General features: G+C 43.3%; 11 protein-coding genes. 1 reads left to right on the top strand and 10 read right to left on the bottom strand.

Going from position 1 to position 16650, the window contains the following annotated elements; translation table 11 throughout:
• Nucleotides 1-115: 115 nt before the first annotated feature.
• The 8 genes from JMW94_RS05970 to pilM form a co-directional block, all read right to left on the bottom strand.
• Nucleotides 116-1189: a hypothetical protein gene (locus JMW94_RS05970; protein ID WP_201602889.1), complete on the bottom strand. Its 1074-nt coding sequence runs from the start codon at nucleotides 1187-1189 to the stop codon at nucleotides 116-118.
• Nucleotides 1190-1318: 129 nt separating this feature from the next.
• Nucleotides 1319-2428 carry a 3-dehydroquinate synthase gene (gene aroB / locus JMW94_RS05975; protein ID WP_201602892.1) on the bottom strand — a complete coding sequence of 370 codons (1110 nt, stop codon included), beginning with the start codon at nucleotides 2426-2428 and terminating at the stop codon, nucleotides 1319-1321.
• 118 nt (nucleotides 2429-2546) lie between these two features.
• A complete protein-coding gene (gene aroK, locus JMW94_RS05980; protein ID WP_045453412.1) occupies nucleotides 2547-3107 on the bottom strand; it encodes a shikimate kinase AroK in 561 nt (186 codons plus the stop codon).
• A gap of 164 nt (nucleotides 3108-3271) precedes the next feature.
• Nucleotides 3272-5623: a type IV pilus secretin PilQ gene (gene pilQ, locus JMW94_RS05985; RefSeq protein ID WP_201602895.1), complete on the bottom strand. Its 2352-nt coding sequence runs from the start codon at nucleotides 5621-5623 to the stop codon at nucleotides 3272-3274.
• 27 nt (nucleotides 5624-5650) lie between these two features.
• Nucleotides 5651-6184: a pilus assembly protein PilP gene (locus JMW94_RS05990; protein ID WP_045453409.1), complete on the bottom strand. Its 534-nt coding sequence runs from the start codon at nucleotides 6182-6184 to the stop codon at nucleotides 5651-5653.
• Nucleotides 6184-6918: a type 4a pilus biogenesis protein PilO gene (locus JMW94_RS05995; RefSeq protein WP_045453405.1), complete on the bottom strand. Its 735-nt coding sequence runs from the start codon at nucleotides 6916-6918 to the stop codon at nucleotides 6184-6186. The genes JMW94_RS05990 and JMW94_RS05995 overlap by 1 nt, the downstream gene beginning before the upstream one ends.
• Nucleotides 6915-7577 (bottom strand): PilN domain-containing protein, encoded by a 663-nt coding sequence (locus JMW94_RS06000; protein WP_201602898.1) that lies wholly within the window; start codon nucleotides 7575-7577, stop codon nucleotides 6915-6917. Before JMW94_RS06000 ends, JMW94_RS05995 begins: the two co-directional genes overlap by 4 nt.
• On the bottom strand, nucleotides 7577-8632 hold the full coding sequence (pilM, locus tag JMW94_RS06005; RefSeq protein WP_201602901.1) for a type IV pilus assembly protein PilM: 1056 nt from the start codon (nucleotides 8630-8632) through the stop codon (nucleotides 7577-7579). The genes JMW94_RS06000 and pilM overlap by 1 nt, the downstream gene beginning before the upstream one ends.
• Before the next feature lie 193 nt (nucleotides 8633-8825).
• Here pilM and JMW94_RS06010 point away from each other — a divergent pair, with 193 nt between their 5' ends.
• On the top strand, nucleotides 8826-11483 hold the full coding sequence (locus JMW94_RS06010; RefSeq protein WP_201602904.1) for a penicillin-binding protein 1A: 2658 nt from the start codon (nucleotides 8826-8828) through the stop codon (nucleotides 11481-11483).
• Between the two features lie 185 nt (nucleotides 11484-11668).
• Here JMW94_RS06010 and JMW94_RS06015 read toward each other — a convergent pair whose 3' ends face one another.
• Entirely contained in the window at nucleotides 11669-12190 is a 522-nt protein-coding gene (locus tag JMW94_RS06015; RefSeq protein WP_060491871.1) for a DUF6586 family protein, read from the bottom strand.
• A 167-nt stretch (nucleotides 12191-12357) separates the two neighbouring features.
• Nucleotides 12358-16590 carry a DNA-directed RNA polymerase subunit beta' gene (gene rpoC / locus JMW94_RS06020; RefSeq protein ID WP_060491872.1) on the bottom strand — a complete coding sequence of 1411 codons (4233 nt, stop codon included), beginning with the start codon at nucleotides 16588-16590 and terminating at the stop codon, nucleotides 12358-12360.
• Nucleotides 16591-16650: the final 60 nt, after the last annotated feature.

Consider the following 16650-nt stretch of genomic DNA (forward strand, 5'->3'; position numbering starts at 1 on the left):
TTTATGATGCTCCACAAAAAAACCCACTAACCAGCTTGTCAGTGGGTTTTTGTCAATCATAGTGGTAACGAGGTTATCATAACTATCAACGATATGCTCAAAGGACAAACATACTCTAATTAGTTTTGTCTTCTATCAGTGTTTTTATGCTGTCGTTATTGCTCTTAGGAGGATTGGTATTCTTGCTAGTAGTGTTTGCGCCAGAATTTGTGCTACTGGTACTACTTGGCGGCTTTGGTGTTGCGACTACTGGGGGTTTTTTAGTGGTATTTTCAGTGCCTGATGTCGCTGGTTTTTTATTCTCTGATTCAGACTTAGTTCCACTACCTTCATTTTTAGGCGTAGTAACAGATGATACTTCCTCTTCATTGCCAACAATACGCTCTTCAGTGACTGATAAAGTATCGGAGGTATCCGCTGACTGACGGATACTTTCATTGTCGCTGTTACTGGCAGTTTCTTGACTGCTACGACCAGCATTGTCCCCATTATCCGTTTCTGGCAGTGGCTGGCGCACTGGCACTTCGCGCTTAGTCGGTTTTAAATCAACAGAACGTGTGCGTCTGGTACTCAAATCTTTAACTGGATCAGGGCGTTCATAATTATCAATGATACCGACATAACGATTGATCTCTTCTGGCAACACGCGCACATTGGCTGGCAACTTAAAGTCTATCAGTTTTGCCGCGCCAACGGCTTCTTGTGGACTACTCATGAGCCCATAAGTTAACATATAGCGAACTTGATTTTCATCGTCAAGATAACGGAAATAAGCAAATTTATTACGGTCTGCGCGTCCTTCTAGATAACTGACAATCACATCGTTTTCGGCGACATTCATCACCTGCACTGTCCACTTACCTTTATTCGCCAACAAATAACGTTTGTCTTTAAACTCAGCAGGATAATTGCGCAAATCACGCACCGTCGTATCAAAACTAATGGGCTGCACGTCGGTATCAAGCTCGTGTAACGACTCTATTTTTAAGGGCTGCTCAAGCTCAGCACTCAATGGTTGCGGTGCTGATATGGGGGCATTTTCAATTTTGGCACCCATCGCTGGCGTTTGACTAAACATCCAAATCAGAGCCGTAACCACACCCAGCAGCAAGGTCATTATCAGCCAAATCAACGCTTGACGGCGATATGACTGGCTAGCGGTACGCGGCGTCGATCTTGAAGCTGCCATGGGAGTATCCTTGGTGAAAATAAAGTTGACCGCATTCAAGAGATGCGCAGTAAGTAGAATGGCGGCGAGCCAGTCTGCTTTAAACCGTTGAGTTCAGTGAGTATTCATGAGCACTAAAGCTTTAAGACATTATACGCGGTGTTGTGACAATACCTCGAGTAAAAGATCTTCATCGAAATCATTGGTCAATACGGCCTGACCTAGTGATTTTAACAAAATCAGGCGGATTTGTCCGTGTTTCACTTTTTTATCATGTCCCATCAAGCTTAGCGCCGTTTGTGTATCAATGCGTGGCGGGGTGATGGGCAAATTTGCTAAGGTTAAAATACGCTTAATACGAGCAACGTCCTCGGCCGTTAACCATCCCATTCTTTGTGATAACTCTGCGGCTTGTACCATGCCAGCAGCGACTGCCTCACCGTGTAGCCAATTGCCATAGCCTTCATGTGTTTCAATGACATGACCAAAAGTATGACCGAAGTTTAACAATGCTCGCACGCCTGACTCTCTTTCATCTTGCGCGACGACATTCGCTTTATACTGACAGCAGCGTTTTACGGCATCACCAAGTACCGCTAAATCCAAATCCATCATCGCTGGCAGATTGACTTCCAGCCAATCTAAAAACGTGACATCCATAATGAGCGCGTATTTAATAACCTCAGCCAACCCGGCTGACAACTCGCGCGCTGGCAAAGTCTTGAGCGTACTCATATCAGCAAGTACCATTTGCGGCTGCCAAAAAGCGCCAATCATATTTTTGCCTTGAGGATGATTGATGCCCGTCTTACCACCAACGCTCGAATCCACTTGTGACAGTAGCGTGGTTGGAATCTGAATAAAATTCACACCACGCATAAAGCTTGCTGCAGCAAAGCCTGTCATATCACCAATAACGCCACCACCTAGAGCAATAAGCGTAACGTCACGATTAAAATGCTCGGCCATCAATACATCGTAAATTTGATTGATACTGGTCTGATGCTTATATTGCTCACCATCTGGCAATACGCAAACACGCACAGTGAACTGCTCTGTTAACTCTTTCTCTAAAGCGCTTAGGTATAAAGGCGCAACAGTATCATTAGTGACAATCAATACTTGGCGACCACGAATATAAGGTGTGATCAGCTTTGCCATACTGTTGTGATCTATCGCTGTTTTTTCAGTAATGACGATTGGATAGTCATGGCTTTGCGTATGAACCGTTAAACCGTCATGAAACAGTGGCGTTGCCATTAAACACTCCCTAAACATTTTGAATAAGATAAAAGTAACTGAGCTTAACTAGGGCGCGTCCTGATTTTTATCGCCATTTTTAAATGAGGACACGCCTTGATAAAGTTTATCATTATGGTTAATTTTCTTTATCTTCTGGTGCTATAGCAGTCGAGTCAGTAAATGACTCTAGTTGCTGTAAGAGCTGATTGACCATATGACGGGGATAAGTATGACCAGTTGGCATAATAATATGAGCGACTTGGCGATATAAGGGATCACGAGTGCTATATAAATCTTGTAAGATTTTTCTAGGATTTGGCTGCTGTAACAGTGGTCGTGATTTGTCTTTAGCTGTGCGAGCCATTTGCACATCAACTGGCGCATTCAAATAAACCACGATACCGCGCTGATGCAAAAACGCTCTGTTTTCAGCACACATTACAGCGCCACCACCAGTCGCTAAGACGATTTGGTCTTTTTGAGTCAACTCATCGATGGCGCGCGTTTCACGCTCACGGAAGCCCGCCTCGCCTTCTTTAGCGAATATCCAAGCTATATCAGCCCCTGTCTGCGATTCAATGTACCAATCGCTGTCTACAAAGGTGCGCCCCAACTGCTTAGCCAGCAATTTACCGATGGTTGTCTTCCCTGCTCCCATCGGCCCTACTAAAAACACCGACGGCAATTCCTCCACCATAATACTTACTCAGCTAAATTAGCTATGATACAACGTCATTGATATTCTGGCTAGTAATGAGCGTTGATTATTGTTAGTAAAATTCAATCAATATGAAAATTTTCCCATAAAAAAAGCAAGCGTTGATGCTTGCTTCTTTTAAGCGAAAACCAATCAATAAATGATTAATCTATGCGGCTAATACCATCATTGATTAATTTTGGCGTGATAAATATCAATAACTCTTCTTTAGAATTACTACGCACGTCTTTACGGAAAGCGCGACCAATATAAGGCAGGTCTCCCAAGAACGGTACTTTATCGACACCATTGCTGGTACGATTCTTAAAGACACCACCCAACACAACCGTTTGACCATCTTCAACAATAACATTGGTCGAAATAGAATCTTCAGCAATAGCAACTTGCCCATCTAGTGATCTTACTGGTGTGCCGTTAGTGATTAACAACTGCAAACCGATTTTGCCATCTGGGGTGATATTTGGTGTGGCCTCTAAACTCAATGCTGCTTCTTTAAAGCTAGTAGTGGTTGCTCCACTGGCAGACGCTTCTTGATAAGGAATTTGCGTCCCTGAAGAAACTTTCGCCGTTTGCTTGTCTGCTGTCAGAATCTTCGGCGTAGAAATCACTTCACCGCGATTATCCGCTTGCAGTGCTGACAATTCAAGATCAAGCATTACATCTGACATGCTCAGCAAGCCAAAGGCAATACTACCGGCGGGGTTAGCCACACCTAAATCGACGTTTAAGTTATCAGGACGAGTAATATCGTATGAAGGATAAGAAACCGTTTGACCATTTACCGTCGTCGTTTCTACATCAAAGTCCTTTAAATCCCATAGCGTTTGATTACTACCACCGACCAATAAATTACGGTTGTTGGCGGCACCATTTGACAAGATACCCCAACGAACCCCAATCTCTTTACTAAAGCTATCAGTGGCACTCACAATACGCGCTTCAATCATGACCTGACGGACTGGAATATCAATTTTACCAATCAACTTATGAATATTCTCGATACTGTCAGCCACATCTTTAATAATTAAGGTATTGGTACGCTCATCTACCGTTACCGTTCCACGATTAGACAATAAGGTATTGTTATCCGTAGAGTTTGAATTGGCCGTGTTACTACCACCTGATGAGCCACTGCCTTGAGAAATAAGTGTCAAAACATCTGGCGCTTTTGCATAGCTAAGACGAATATATTCTGTGCGTAATGGCGCAAAAGACTCAACAGCTTGCTGCGCTTCAAGCTCACGTGCTTCTTGCTCAGCAAGCTCGGTGGAAGGCGCAACCAAAATGACATTGCCATTTTCACGCTTACCAAGATTCTTACTCTTTAGAATAATATCTAGCGCTTGATCCCATGGGACATTAATCAGGCGTAAGGTGATATTGCCCGCGACTGAATCACTAGCCACAATATTCATTTCTGTGAACTGCGCTAGGATATCTAAGACACTGCGAATCTCAACGTCTTGAAACTCCATAGATAGTGCTTCACCACTATAGACTTTTTCTTCAAGTGTTGGCTCACGTAGTAGCTCAGGTTTTCTGATATTAATATTCAGCTGATTGCCTGATTGATAAGCCTGATACTCATAATCTTCTTTGACATTAATAGTAATTACACCATTTTGACCTTGGTTTTTAGTATCAATACTATCAACCAGACCACTATTAATATTCAAACGGCGCAATAAATTTCTTGGCACGGTGCTACCCGTTAAGCGTACCACTAACTTATTGCCTTGACGTTGGACATCAACGGGAATGGCTTCATTGGTAAGTGCGATGCTAACGTTGCCACCACCATCATTTCCTGCGGCAAAATTGACGGCACTCAAACCATCATAGCTATATTGCTTACTCACTTGCGATGCAGCAAGTTGTGGGCTTAATAATGGGTTAACTCTGACCACCATGGTATCAGCAGGCAATTGATTTTTAACCACCGTTTTACTGGCTATATTGACTGCCGGTGCACTACTGATTTCTACAATCGGTGTAACGACTGCTGTCGTTGTGATCGCATTATTGTCATTGAGTACGTCTTGGATAGGATCATTGGTCATTACTGGACGGTTAGGATCAGTAATGGTCAATAGTAAATCGTTACCCTCAATCGATGTCGTATAGTTACCGGCCTGTTTTAGCTCAACAATCAGGCGCGTGGTACTGTCACTATTTAAAGTCGTGACCTTATCAATCATACCAATATTGTATTCATTAAAGCGACTAGCAAGTCCATTCTGCACTTTTTCAAAATCTAGTACCAAACGGCTAGGGTTATCAAGCTGATAGGCGGCAGGTAACACTGGTAAACCGTCAAATCCCAAACGCATTTGCGTCACTGCTGGTGCAATTTGTACCACAGAAACTTCGTTAATGCGCTGTGCGGCATGGGCACTATTACTCACTGCTACCATGCTGATTGCCAATGCTGAAATGGCAAAAGCAGAAGATACGCGGTTGCTCATCATCATTACCTTGTTATTGCGTACTGTCATTATTTATTCCTCAAAAAATCTGCCGACTTAGCTTATGGGTGAAACCAACGACTGGGGTTTTTCAACAAACCCAGCGCGGCTGTCTGGCACAATTTCAATCAAGTTAATCTGGGTCGGCGTGATTTCAACAATACGGCCGTCATTTAGTCCAAGATAATCACCTACTTTAACACTCGCGACTGAACCATCAGGGCGTTGTACCAACGCATATCGCTGACCTTCAGGTGAAATTACGACACCACGAAAAATCAGTTGCGATAGCTCATATTGCTCAAGAGGTTCTTTCACTCTGGTAATGTCAGGACGCACACCATCGATGGAAGTGGTAGGACCTTGGACATTGACTAAACTCGGTGGTAAGAATGGACTGCGCTGTGCGCTGGCACTATAAACAAAGTCTTCTACTAGCTCAGCTTTGGGCGGTGGTTCAATAGGTTGAGCTGGCTGATTACGGATATCGGTCATTGATTGCTCTGCCATACCAATGCGATCCGCACACCCTGTTATGGACAATACAGCCATGCTTAAAACCAATAGTGTAGGCAGTTTTTGAATATTCATTAGTTGCCTCCTGCATTATCAGTGGTTGCAGCGTCAGTGACAGCAACCGTTTCATCACCCTCAGGGTCAGCTTCTTTTGAACGATAGGTTTTGGTTTGTAATACCAAATTAAGCTCTGGCAAGACATCCAATGTTGGCTGCGGATTGCTGACCTCAAAATCATGCATAGTAATGATTCGTGGTAAGGCGGCAAGACCACTAATAAAGCTACCAAACTGATGATATTCGCCCAAAGCAGCAATGCGGATAGGTTGCTCAATAAAAAATTCGTTTTCAATCTCAGGCTCTACTGAAATGTCTTGAAAACGTATATTGCTGCCGACACCCGTCATGTTAATGCCTTCTACCAGCTCTGATACACGCGTATCTTTTGGTAACTGATCGAGTAAGGTATTGAACTCTGCTTCCATTTGGACAACTTGTTCTTGGTAAGCTTTTAAATGACGCGCGCGTGATTCTTTTTCACGATAGCTATCAAGTAATGTTTGTTGCTGGCTCTCAGCAGCATTGATCTCATCGATCTTACTACTAATCGGTAAAGCCCACGCCAACGCTGCGATGAGCGTAATGATAAGCCCTATTACCGTTACCTTTACAGGTAATGGCCAGCTGCCGTAGTTTTCAGAGTCTAACGACTCAAAACTGCGGCGAAACTCCTGTAAATCAAACTGTTGCTTTGGTTTCAAGGCTGTTTTTTTGGTTTTAATCAGGCTTTTTTTACGGTTAAGCTTCATAACTCACCTCCAGGTACAGTGGTACCCTCAGCACCTTCTACAGGAACGGCTGTTTCCGACTGTACTTTGGTCGTGATCACAAACTGTACATAACTGTCTTCAGGATAAATAGGACGCAGCTGTTCGCCAGCGGTGACCGTATTATTAAGCACTGGTGCAGATTCATAAGCACTGATATTTTGTTGGATATTACTAACGGCTGAATCACCCATCCATTTACTATCATCAAGATTACGAATCAAACTTGATACAATATTTGGATTATCAGCTCGACCTGTCAGCGTCAAAACATCGCCTTCACGTTTGAGGTTATTCAAATAGAGTGCCGGCGGGATGGCTTTAGCAAGATCATCCCATAAACGAACAGGCACAGGACGTCGACCCTGCAAGTCTTGAATGACTTGCATACGTGAAATGATATCGTCACGGCGCTGCTCCAGACTATCAATTTCAGTCAAAGCCGTATCTAAACGCGCATTTTCTTTTTCAATCAATGCGTTCGCATCAAGTTGTTCATCAAGCTCGTTGTTAAAGTAGCTCCATGAAGCAAATGCAGCCAATAAAGTGAGTAAAGTCACTGCCACTACTAACGTGAGAAATTCTTTATTGCGACGCTCGCGCTCTTCTTGGCGCCAAGGTAATAGGTTAATACGAGCCATTAGTCGAAGCTCCTTAACGCAAGACCGCATGCAGCAATTAAACTTGGTGCATCAATGGCCAGTTGCTCATTATCGATATTTGGTGCAATAGTCATATTGATAAAAGGGTTGGCAATACTGACAGTCACCCCAAGTTTTTGCTGTGCCATGCCGGCAAGACCAGCAATAGAGCTACTACCACCAGCAAGAACCACATGATCGATACTACTGTATTGGCTTGAAGAGAAGTAAAATTGCAACGAACGAGTAATTTGTTGAATGGTATTCTCAATAAATGGCGTCAATACATCAAGGTAGTAGTCATCTGGTAAGGTACGCTCACGCTTACTGATAGCCGCTTCTTCAGCAGATAGTCCATAACGATTTTGTATCGCTTCTGTTAACCGAACACCACCAAATAGTTGTTCACGGCTATAGATAAACTCACCGCTTTTAGCGATATATAAAGTCGTTTGATTGTGACCAATATCTATCAGAGCCACTAACTCAGGAGCATTTGGTAAGTTATTTACCATGAGTCCAAAAGCACGCTCTATCGCATGGGATTCAATATCCATGACCTTCGTTTGAAGACCACCAAAGGTTAAGGCATCAACTCTTTGGTCAACATTCTCCGAGCGTGATGCGGCAAGTAAGACTTGCACCATGTCATCACTTGCTAAAGAAGGCCCTAAAACTTCAAAGTCTAGGTTGACGTCTTCTAATGGATAAGGTATGTATTGATCAGCATCTAAACGTATCTGCGCTTCACGCTCAACGTCGCTTAGCGCAGCATCCATATCAATAATTTTAGTGATTACTGCTGACCCTGACACGGCAGTTGCAGCACTACTACCAGCGACATGACAACGTTTAGCTAAGTTAGCAATAATATGACCAACCGCTTCAGTATCTACAAGAAGTTTATCGACGACTATACCTTCTGGCAGTCTTTCAATACCATAAGATTTTAGATGAAACATGCCCTGTTGGCGCTGTATGTCAACCAACTTTACTGAAGTGGCACAGATATCCACACCAATTAAATTCTGACTTTTGGAAGTAAATAGCCTCACAAACTCTATACCTTATATTAAGTGTACAATCTGATAGTTATTTGTAATAATTCAGTACAATACTTTACTTAACAGATAGATTCAAGCATTTAAACAGGTTATTAAGGTCAACTTACACATTTATTATGACCTGCTGATTTTGTTCAAGGTATAATGTTTTATCTGTTGCAAATTTTAATTGATAAGTCTTCTTATGACCAAAAAAAATGCTACCGCCCGTCTCATTCACTTTTTGGTGGGGCTTGTTATTGCCTGCTTGGCATTGGCAGTTATCTTAGCACTTGCTGTGCCCATTGGTTTTTATGGGATGGCGATGTATTTATCGCCTACCCTGCCTAGCATTCAAGAGATTAAAACAGCAAATTTAGAGATGCCATTACAGATATATAGTAGTGATGACAAACTCATTGGCCAATATGGTAACCGTTTATCTTTACCCGTTACTTTTGAAGATATTCCTGAAAATTTGACTCATGCTTTTTTAGCAGCAGAAGATGCGTCCTTTTTTCAGCACAGCGGTATTAGTATTAAAGGTCTTGGTCGCGCAGTGACAGAAGTAGTGACTGACGACGACAGCCAAACGGGCGGCTCTACCATTACCATGCAGGTTGCCAAAAACTACTTCTTAAGTCCAGAGCGCACCTTAAATCGCAAATTGGTCGAGCTATTTTTAGCACGTAAAATAGAAGATGAGCTCAGTAAAAATGATATCTTGACGCTTTATGTCAACAAAATCTATCTAGGCGAAGGCGCTTATGGTATCCGCGCCGCGGCCAAAAAATACTATAGTAAATCCCTAGAAAACCTCACTATTGCTGAAACAGCAATGTTGGCAGGTCTACCCAAAGCCCCTTCTAAATATAATCCTGTTGCCAATCCAAGTCGCGCCCTCACTCGCCGCAACTGGATCATTGGACGCATGCACGAGTTAGGCTATATCACCAAAGCACAACGCGACGAAGCGATCAGCTCACCAGTAGGCATTAACCTCTATAAAGAGAAGCTCGACGTCAATATGCCGTATTTGGCAGAAATGACACGCTCTATCTTAGTTGATCGCTATGGTGAGCAAGTGATGCATAGTGGATGGCGGGTACGCCTTACCGTTGATAGCAAAGCACAAACAGATGCGGAAGCGGCGGTACTGACAGGTTTAGTGGCTTACGAACATCGTCATGGTTGGCGCGGGGCTGAAGCAAATGATGAACCGCTAGAAAATTTCCGACGCTATAGCAATATGACTCCTGCCAAAGTCACCAAGGTTAATGCTCGCAGTTTTGAGGCGACAATGCCTTCTGGTGAGAATGTGACCGTTGGTTGGTCTGGGATGAGCTGGGCACGCAAGTATATTTCTGCCAATCGTATCGGTTACTTTCCTGACAACGCCCGCCAAATTGTCAATAAAAACGATATCATTCGTTTGATACCGACCGCGAATGGTAATTGGCAGCTGGGACAAATTCCCAAACTACAAGGAAGTCTGGTCTCCTTGAATCCAGAAACTGGCGCTGTTAAGGCATTGGTCGGTGGCTTTGACTTTAATCACAGTAAATTCAATCGTGCTCTACAAGGCTGGCGTCAACCAGGCTCAACCATTAAACCGCTTGTCTATACCGCTGCTCTAGAAAAAGGCTATCGTCCAGATAGCATTGTTTCGGATCGACCGATTCAAGTGGGGGACTGGAAACCGAAAAATTCTGACCAACGTTTTTTAGGCGAAATCACTTTACGCCGTGGACTGTATTTATCTCGTAACTTAGTCTCTATTCGTCTCTTACAAGCCATTGGTATCTCTGATACGCGCGACCTATTAGATGAATTCGGACTTGATAAAGAAAAGCTACCGACGACGTTGTCGTTAGCGTTAGGTGCAGGACAAGCAACACCGTTACAAATGGCAACAGCCTATGCCACGTTCGCGAATGGTGGTCACCGTGTACAGCCGTATTTTATCAAACAAATTTATAATTATAATAATAACCTTCTCTTTCAGGCAAACCCACGCCAAGCGTGTGCCACCTGCTTCAATGAAAAACTTGAAGACCTCAATAGAAATCTCATCGAAGATTATAAGAAGTCAATTGAAAATGAAGACAGTGCTATCGATGATGAAGTGACGGTTAAAGAACAAAATTTAGAGAACAATGATGATATTGATAACATTGAACAAAGCGGTAAAACGCTAAATCTAAAGGTTTATGATGCTAGTCCACAGGCCGATCGCTTAAAAGCGCCAGCGGTTCAATATGCACTGGCTAAGCAAGCACCTCGAATCTTACAACCCAGAGTCGCTTTTGAGATGGCAGATATCTTACGTGACGTCGTACAGCGTGGTACGGCAGTACGAGCCAAGGCTTTAGGTCGTGATGATATTGGTGGCAAGACCGGTACCACCAATGAAGCAAAAGACGCTTGGTTTGCAGGTTTTCATCCTACCAATGCAACTGTCGTGTGGATGGGTTTTGATCAACCATCAACCATGGGTCGTCGCGAATATGGTGGTGTGGCAGCTCTACCCGTTTGGATGGATTTTATGAAAGCCCAACTTAAAGACACGCCTCATCAATGGGTATCTATCAATAACCGCGCCAAATCAAAAAAGCAAAAGCAAAAAATTATAGAAATGACTGATGATGGTATTCTGGCCGATGATGAAGATACGGATAGCAGCGAATCAGAAAAACCAGTTAAGACGCAGACTCAACAGCGTAAATCACCACCAGCTGAGCCTGTTGAAGTACAAACTAGCTCTCAAGCAGCCAAACCTAGTAACAGTCGTAGTAATGATAGCGTGCCGCAAAACCCTTTATCGGTAACACCCGTTGAGCGCATGCCACCGATACCAGAGTAGACAACCATTAATAATATAAACTTATGACGCAAAAAAAGGCTTATTTGGCACTCGCTAAATAAGCCTTTTTTATACTCAATACTTTGCTCAATACCACTCTATTAAAGGATAGTCATCAGTCAACTAGAACATGTCTTCATTTTAAAAATGGTGATAAAAATGAGATAAATTTTTAATAACTATTTTTAGAACTCAACCATACCAGCACGTAGTTGCTCAATCAGCTCTAAAAACTGCTGACGCCATTCTCGTATTGTCGTCTCATCTGGCAGCCATTGATTCGACAAGGTCACAACGTTAACAATAAGATCAGGTGAGGCAGTATTGCTTGGTGTTTGATCTACGATAGTATCTGGCGGTACGGCGTACAGACAACGCTGATACGCACGCTCTATATTGGCCAAAAAACCCTGCTGCTGTAACTGCTGTAACCGCTGAATCTCAGGCGATACTTGGGTACGCTCGCTCAATGCTTGCTCAATATCTGACAATGTTGGTGCGCTCATGTTTAAACTATAAAAATAACCTAGCTCTTGGGTAAATGCGAGAAAGGCACTGTATAGATGAAAAATAGCAGTTTCACAATGAGCTTGGTATAGCTGCTTATCATCGGTACTTCCCGCTGCTTGGCAGGATAGACGACAGAAATACAGTTTTTGATTGGTTCGATCTGCTTGATATTTGGCAACGCGGGTTTTACCTGCCATTTGCGACTTATCCTTATATGAAGTGTAAATTAGGGCATATTTTCCAGTGTACTATTTTTTTAGATAACAGTACCATGCATTTCTCACTTTATTGCACACACAAAAAAGCCAGCAACTTAGGCTGGCTTTTTATCACATTAACAATAAATCAAAGACGCTTAATACTATTAATTATCCTGATTAAGCTCTTGTGCAAAGGCTTCATCAAAGCTTGCAAAGTCTTTACTATCCGTGCTCGCTGACATATCAAATGCTGCATTGTCAAACCCTGCTTTAAGATCTTTATCTAGCAGTTTTTGCTCCGCTTTCTCTTTGCGTGCTTTATGATAAGCAAGACCAGTACCAGCAGGAATCAAGCGACCAACAACGACGTTCTCTTTCAGACCACGTAGTTCATCCACTTTACCAGTCACGGCAGCCGCAGTTAGTACACGGGTCGTCTCCTGGAATGATGCTGCTGAGATAAAGCTTTCTGTTGCCAGACTTGCTTTGGTGATACCTAGTAATTGACGCTCGAACTGTACTGGGAATTTATCTTCCGCTTCCAGCTTCGCATTCAATGCTTTGATATCAGAGTACTCTGCTTGATCGCCTTTGAAGTGGTTTGAATCGCCGCCATCGGTAATCTCAACTTTGCGCAGCATCTGACGAATAATCACTTCGATGTGTTTATCGTTGATTTTTACACCCTGCAAGCGATAAACGTCCTGTACTTCGTTAACGATGTAATCAGCAAGCGCAGTCTGACCTTTCAAACGTAAGATATCATGCGGGTTCTGTGGACCATCAGCGATCACTTCACCACGTGCTACCGTTTCGTTTTCAAAGACGTTGATTTGACGCCATTTCGGGATTAGCTCTTCATGAATCTCACCATCTTCATTGGTGATGATGAAGCGGTTTTTACCTTTAGTCTCTTTACCAAAGCTAACCACACCTGACATTTCTGCCATGATTGCGTGATCTTTCGGACGACGTGCTTCGAACAAGTCAGCAACACGTGGTAGACCACCGGTAATATCTTTAGTACCTGAAGAGGCTTGTGGTACACGACCCAAAATCGAACCAGCTGCTACTTTTTCACCATCGCTGACGCGAATGATGGTTTCAGCTGGTAAGAAGTAAACCACTTCTTTACCTTCATCAGTGTTCAAGATAATCGCAGGACGTAAGTCTTTTGCTGAACTTGAACGGTCACGAGTAGCAAGAATCTCAAATGAGCTCATACCAGTCGCATCATCAACTTTTACGGTAGCAGTTAAGCCATCAGTAATCTCACTGAAGCGTGCAGTACCAGCAAATTCTGTGATAATAGGATGCGTGTGCGGATCCCATTTAGCGATGGTTTGACCAGCATCAACCTGATCTTCGTGTTTCACAAGCACGCTAGAACCATAAGGCACTTTATAGCGCTCACGCTCACGACCAAGCTCATCGGTCAAGGCGATTTCAGCTGAACGCGATACGATGACTAAGTGACCATCGGTATGTTGAACCGTTTTCATGTTTTCGAAATGCGCTTGGCCAGCACTACGAACTGAGATGCTGTTATCCACTGATGCTGAGCTTGCTGCCCCGCCCACGTGGAAAGTACGCATCGTTAACTGAGTACCAGGCTCACCGATAGACTGAGCGGCCATAACACCGACTGACTCGCCAATGTTCACTTTATGACCACGAGCCAAATCACGACCATAACACTGTGAACAAACACCATGCTCAACATTACAAGTAATAACTGAGCGTACCCAGATATCATCGATCGCATTATTATCAAGCACGTTTACCCAATGCTCGTCGATCAAAGTACCTGCTGGAATCAATACCTTATCGGCATCATCGTTATAAGTCACATCACGAGCCGTCACACGACCTAGTACTAGCTCACCTAACTTCTCAATGATTTCACCACCTTGAATATGTGGTTTCATGAGCAAGCCTTGCTCAGTACCACAGTCATCACTGGTAATAACCAAATCTTGTGCCACATCAACCAAACGACGCGTCAAGTAACCTGAGTTAGCCGTTTTCAGTGCCGTATCCGCAAGACCTTTACGTGCACCATGCGTTGAAATAAAGTACTGAAGTACGGTCAAGCCTTCACGGAAGTTTGCTTTAATTGGCGTTTCGATAATTGAACCATCTGGCTTAGCCATCAAACCACGCATACCAGCCAACTGACGAATCTGAGCCGCACTACCACGAGCACCAGAATCTGACATGATAAAGATAGAGTTGAATGACTTCTGCTCTTCTTCTTCACCTTTGGCGTTCATGATTTTATCAGTGGCTAAGTTGTCCATCATCGCTTTAGCGACTTTGTCATTGGTACGTGACCAGATATCAACCACTTTGTTATAGCGCTCACCAGCGGTCACAAAACCTTGCTCGAATTGATCTTCGATTTCTCGAACTTCGCCTTCTGCCACTTCGATGATTTGCTTTTTCAGTGGTGGAATGACCATGTCATCAATACCGATAGACACACCAGACAATGTCGCTTGAGCAAAACCAAGATACATCAATTGGTCAGCAAACATGACACTTTCTTTAACGCCAACTTTACGGTAGCAAGAGTTAATCAAACGAGAAATGTTTTTCTTCGTCATCTCTTGGTTACATTCATCAAAAGACATACCTTTAGGCATGATGTTCCAGATCAATAAACGACCTGCAACCGTTTCTTTTAAGCTGATTTCTTTAGTCTCATTGCCATCTTCATCAATATGCGTCTCAGTAACACGCACTTTGATCTTAGCGTTTACATGCAAATCGTTTGAACCAATCGCACGCAATGCTTCATTAACGGTGGCAAAAATCATGCCCTCGCCTTTGGCATTGATAGACGAGCGGCTGATGTAATATAGACCCAGTACAACATCCTGTGACGGTACGATAATTGGATCACCGTTCGCAGGCGACAAGATGTTATTGGTAGACATCATTAGCGCACGTGATTCAAGCTGTGCTTCTAGGGTCAATGGCACGTGAACGGCCATTTGGTCACCATCAAAATCGGCGTTGAACGCGGTACAAACGAGCGGATGCAATTGGATTGCTTTACCTTCGATAAGTACTGGTTCAAATGCTTGTAGGCCCAAACGGTGAAGCGTTGGTGCACGGTTAAGAAGCACTGGATGCTCACGGATAACCATGGCCAGCATATCCCACACTTGCGGCTCTTCACGCTCTACCATCTTTTTGGCAGCTTTAATTGTCGTAGCTAAACCATGAGACAATAATTTGTTATAAGTAAATGGTTTGAATAATTCAAGTGCCATTTTCTTTGGTAAACCGCACTGATGTAAACGTAGCGTTGGACCAACAACGATCACCGAACGACCAGAATAATCGACACGCTTACCAAGTAAGTTTTGACGGAAACGACCTTGCTTACCTTTGATCATATCAGCCAAAGATTTCAGTGGTCGCTTGTTACTACCAGTGATTGCACGACCGCGACGACCGTTATCCAGCAAGGCATCCACTGATTCTTGCAACATACGCTTTTCGTTACGTACGATGATATCAGGTGCGCTCAGCTCAAGCAGACGCTTTAGACGGTTATTACGGTTGATCACGCGGCGATATAGATCGTTTAGATCTGAAGTCGCAAAACGACCACCTTCTAGTGGTACTAGCGGACGCAAATCTGGTGGTAGAACTGGCAAGATGTTCATCACCATCCACTCAGGCTTGTTATTAGAATCACGGAAGGCTTCTAATAATTTAAGACGCTTAGACATCTTTTTAAGCTTGGTTTCAGAACCAGTTTGCGGAATCGCTTCGCGCAAATCATCGATTTCAAGATCCAAATCGATATCTTTCAATAGGTCTTGAACCGCTTCAGCACCCATTTTGGCAGTGAATTCATCGCCAAATTCTTCAAGGGCTTTATAATAGTCTTCATCATCAAGTAGTTGATACTTCTCTAGAGAAGTCAAACCTGGCTCAGTAACAATATAGCTTTCAAAATACAGAACGCGCTCGATATCACGTAGCGTCATGTCTAGCAATAGACCGATGCGGCTTGGTAATGATTTTAAGAACCAAATGTGCGCCACTGGGCTGGCTAAGTCGATATGACCCATACGATCACGACGTACTTTCGCAGTCGTCACTTCTACGCCACATTTTTCACAGATAACGCCTTGGAACTTACGGCGCTTATATTTACCACATAAACATTCAAAGTCTTTTACTGGACCAAAGATTTTGGCACAAAATAGACCATCACGTTCAGGCTTAAACGTACGATAGTTAATAGTTTCAGGCTTTTTCACTTCGCCATGTGACCATGACTTAATGACGTCAGGTGAGGCTAAAGTAATTTGAATGCTATCAAACTCTTGATTACCGTTGCCGGTAGGGCTTTGCATGATATCGAGTAAATCTTTCAAGTTGCTTCTCCGTTATCTTTATAATCATCTGATAGCGTATAGTTGACGCAAATAAGATGA

Source organism: Psychrobacter immobilis, from assembly GCF_904846185.1.
GTDB lineage: Bacteria > Pseudomonadota > Gammaproteobacteria > Pseudomonadales > Moraxellaceae > Psychrobacter > Psychrobacter immobilis_B.

Excerpts from the sequence above, each read along its gene's own strand:
- aroB (WP_201602892.1), bottom strand. The coding sequence starts at position 2,428 with ATGGCAACGCCACTGTTTCATGACGGTTTAACGGTTCATACGCAAAGC.
- JMW94_RS06015 (WP_060491871.1), bottom strand. The coding sequence starts at position 12,190 with ATGGCAGGTAAAACCCGCGTTGCCAAATATCAAGCAGATCGAACCAAT.
- JMW94_RS05995 (WP_045453405.1), bottom strand. The coding sequence starts at position 6,918 with ATGAAGCTTAACCGTAAAAAAAGCCTGATTAAAACCAAAAAAACAGCC.
- JMW94_RS06000 (WP_201602898.1), bottom strand. The coding sequence starts at position 7,577 with ATGGCTCGTATTAACCTATTACCTTGGCGCCAAGAAGAGCGCGAGCGT.
- JMW94_RS06010 (WP_201602904.1), top strand. The coding sequence starts at position 8,826 with ATGACCAAAAAAAATGCTACCGCCCGTCTCATTCACTTTTTGGTGGGG.
- JMW94_RS05990 (WP_045453409.1), bottom strand. The coding sequence starts at position 6,184 with ATGAATATTCAAAAACTGCCTACACTATTGGTTTTAAGCATGGCTGTA.
- pilQ (WP_201602895.1), bottom strand. The coding sequence starts at position 5,623 with ATGACAGTACGCAATAACAAGGTAATGATGATGAGCAACCGCGTATCT.
- aroK (WP_045453412.1), bottom strand. The coding sequence starts at position 3,107 with ATGGTGGAGGAATTGCCGTCGGTGTTTTTAGTAGGGCCGATGGGAGCA.
- JMW94_RS05970 (WP_201602889.1), bottom strand. The coding sequence starts at position 1,189 with ATGGCAGCTTCAAGATCGACGCCGCGTACCGCTAGCCAGTCATATCGC.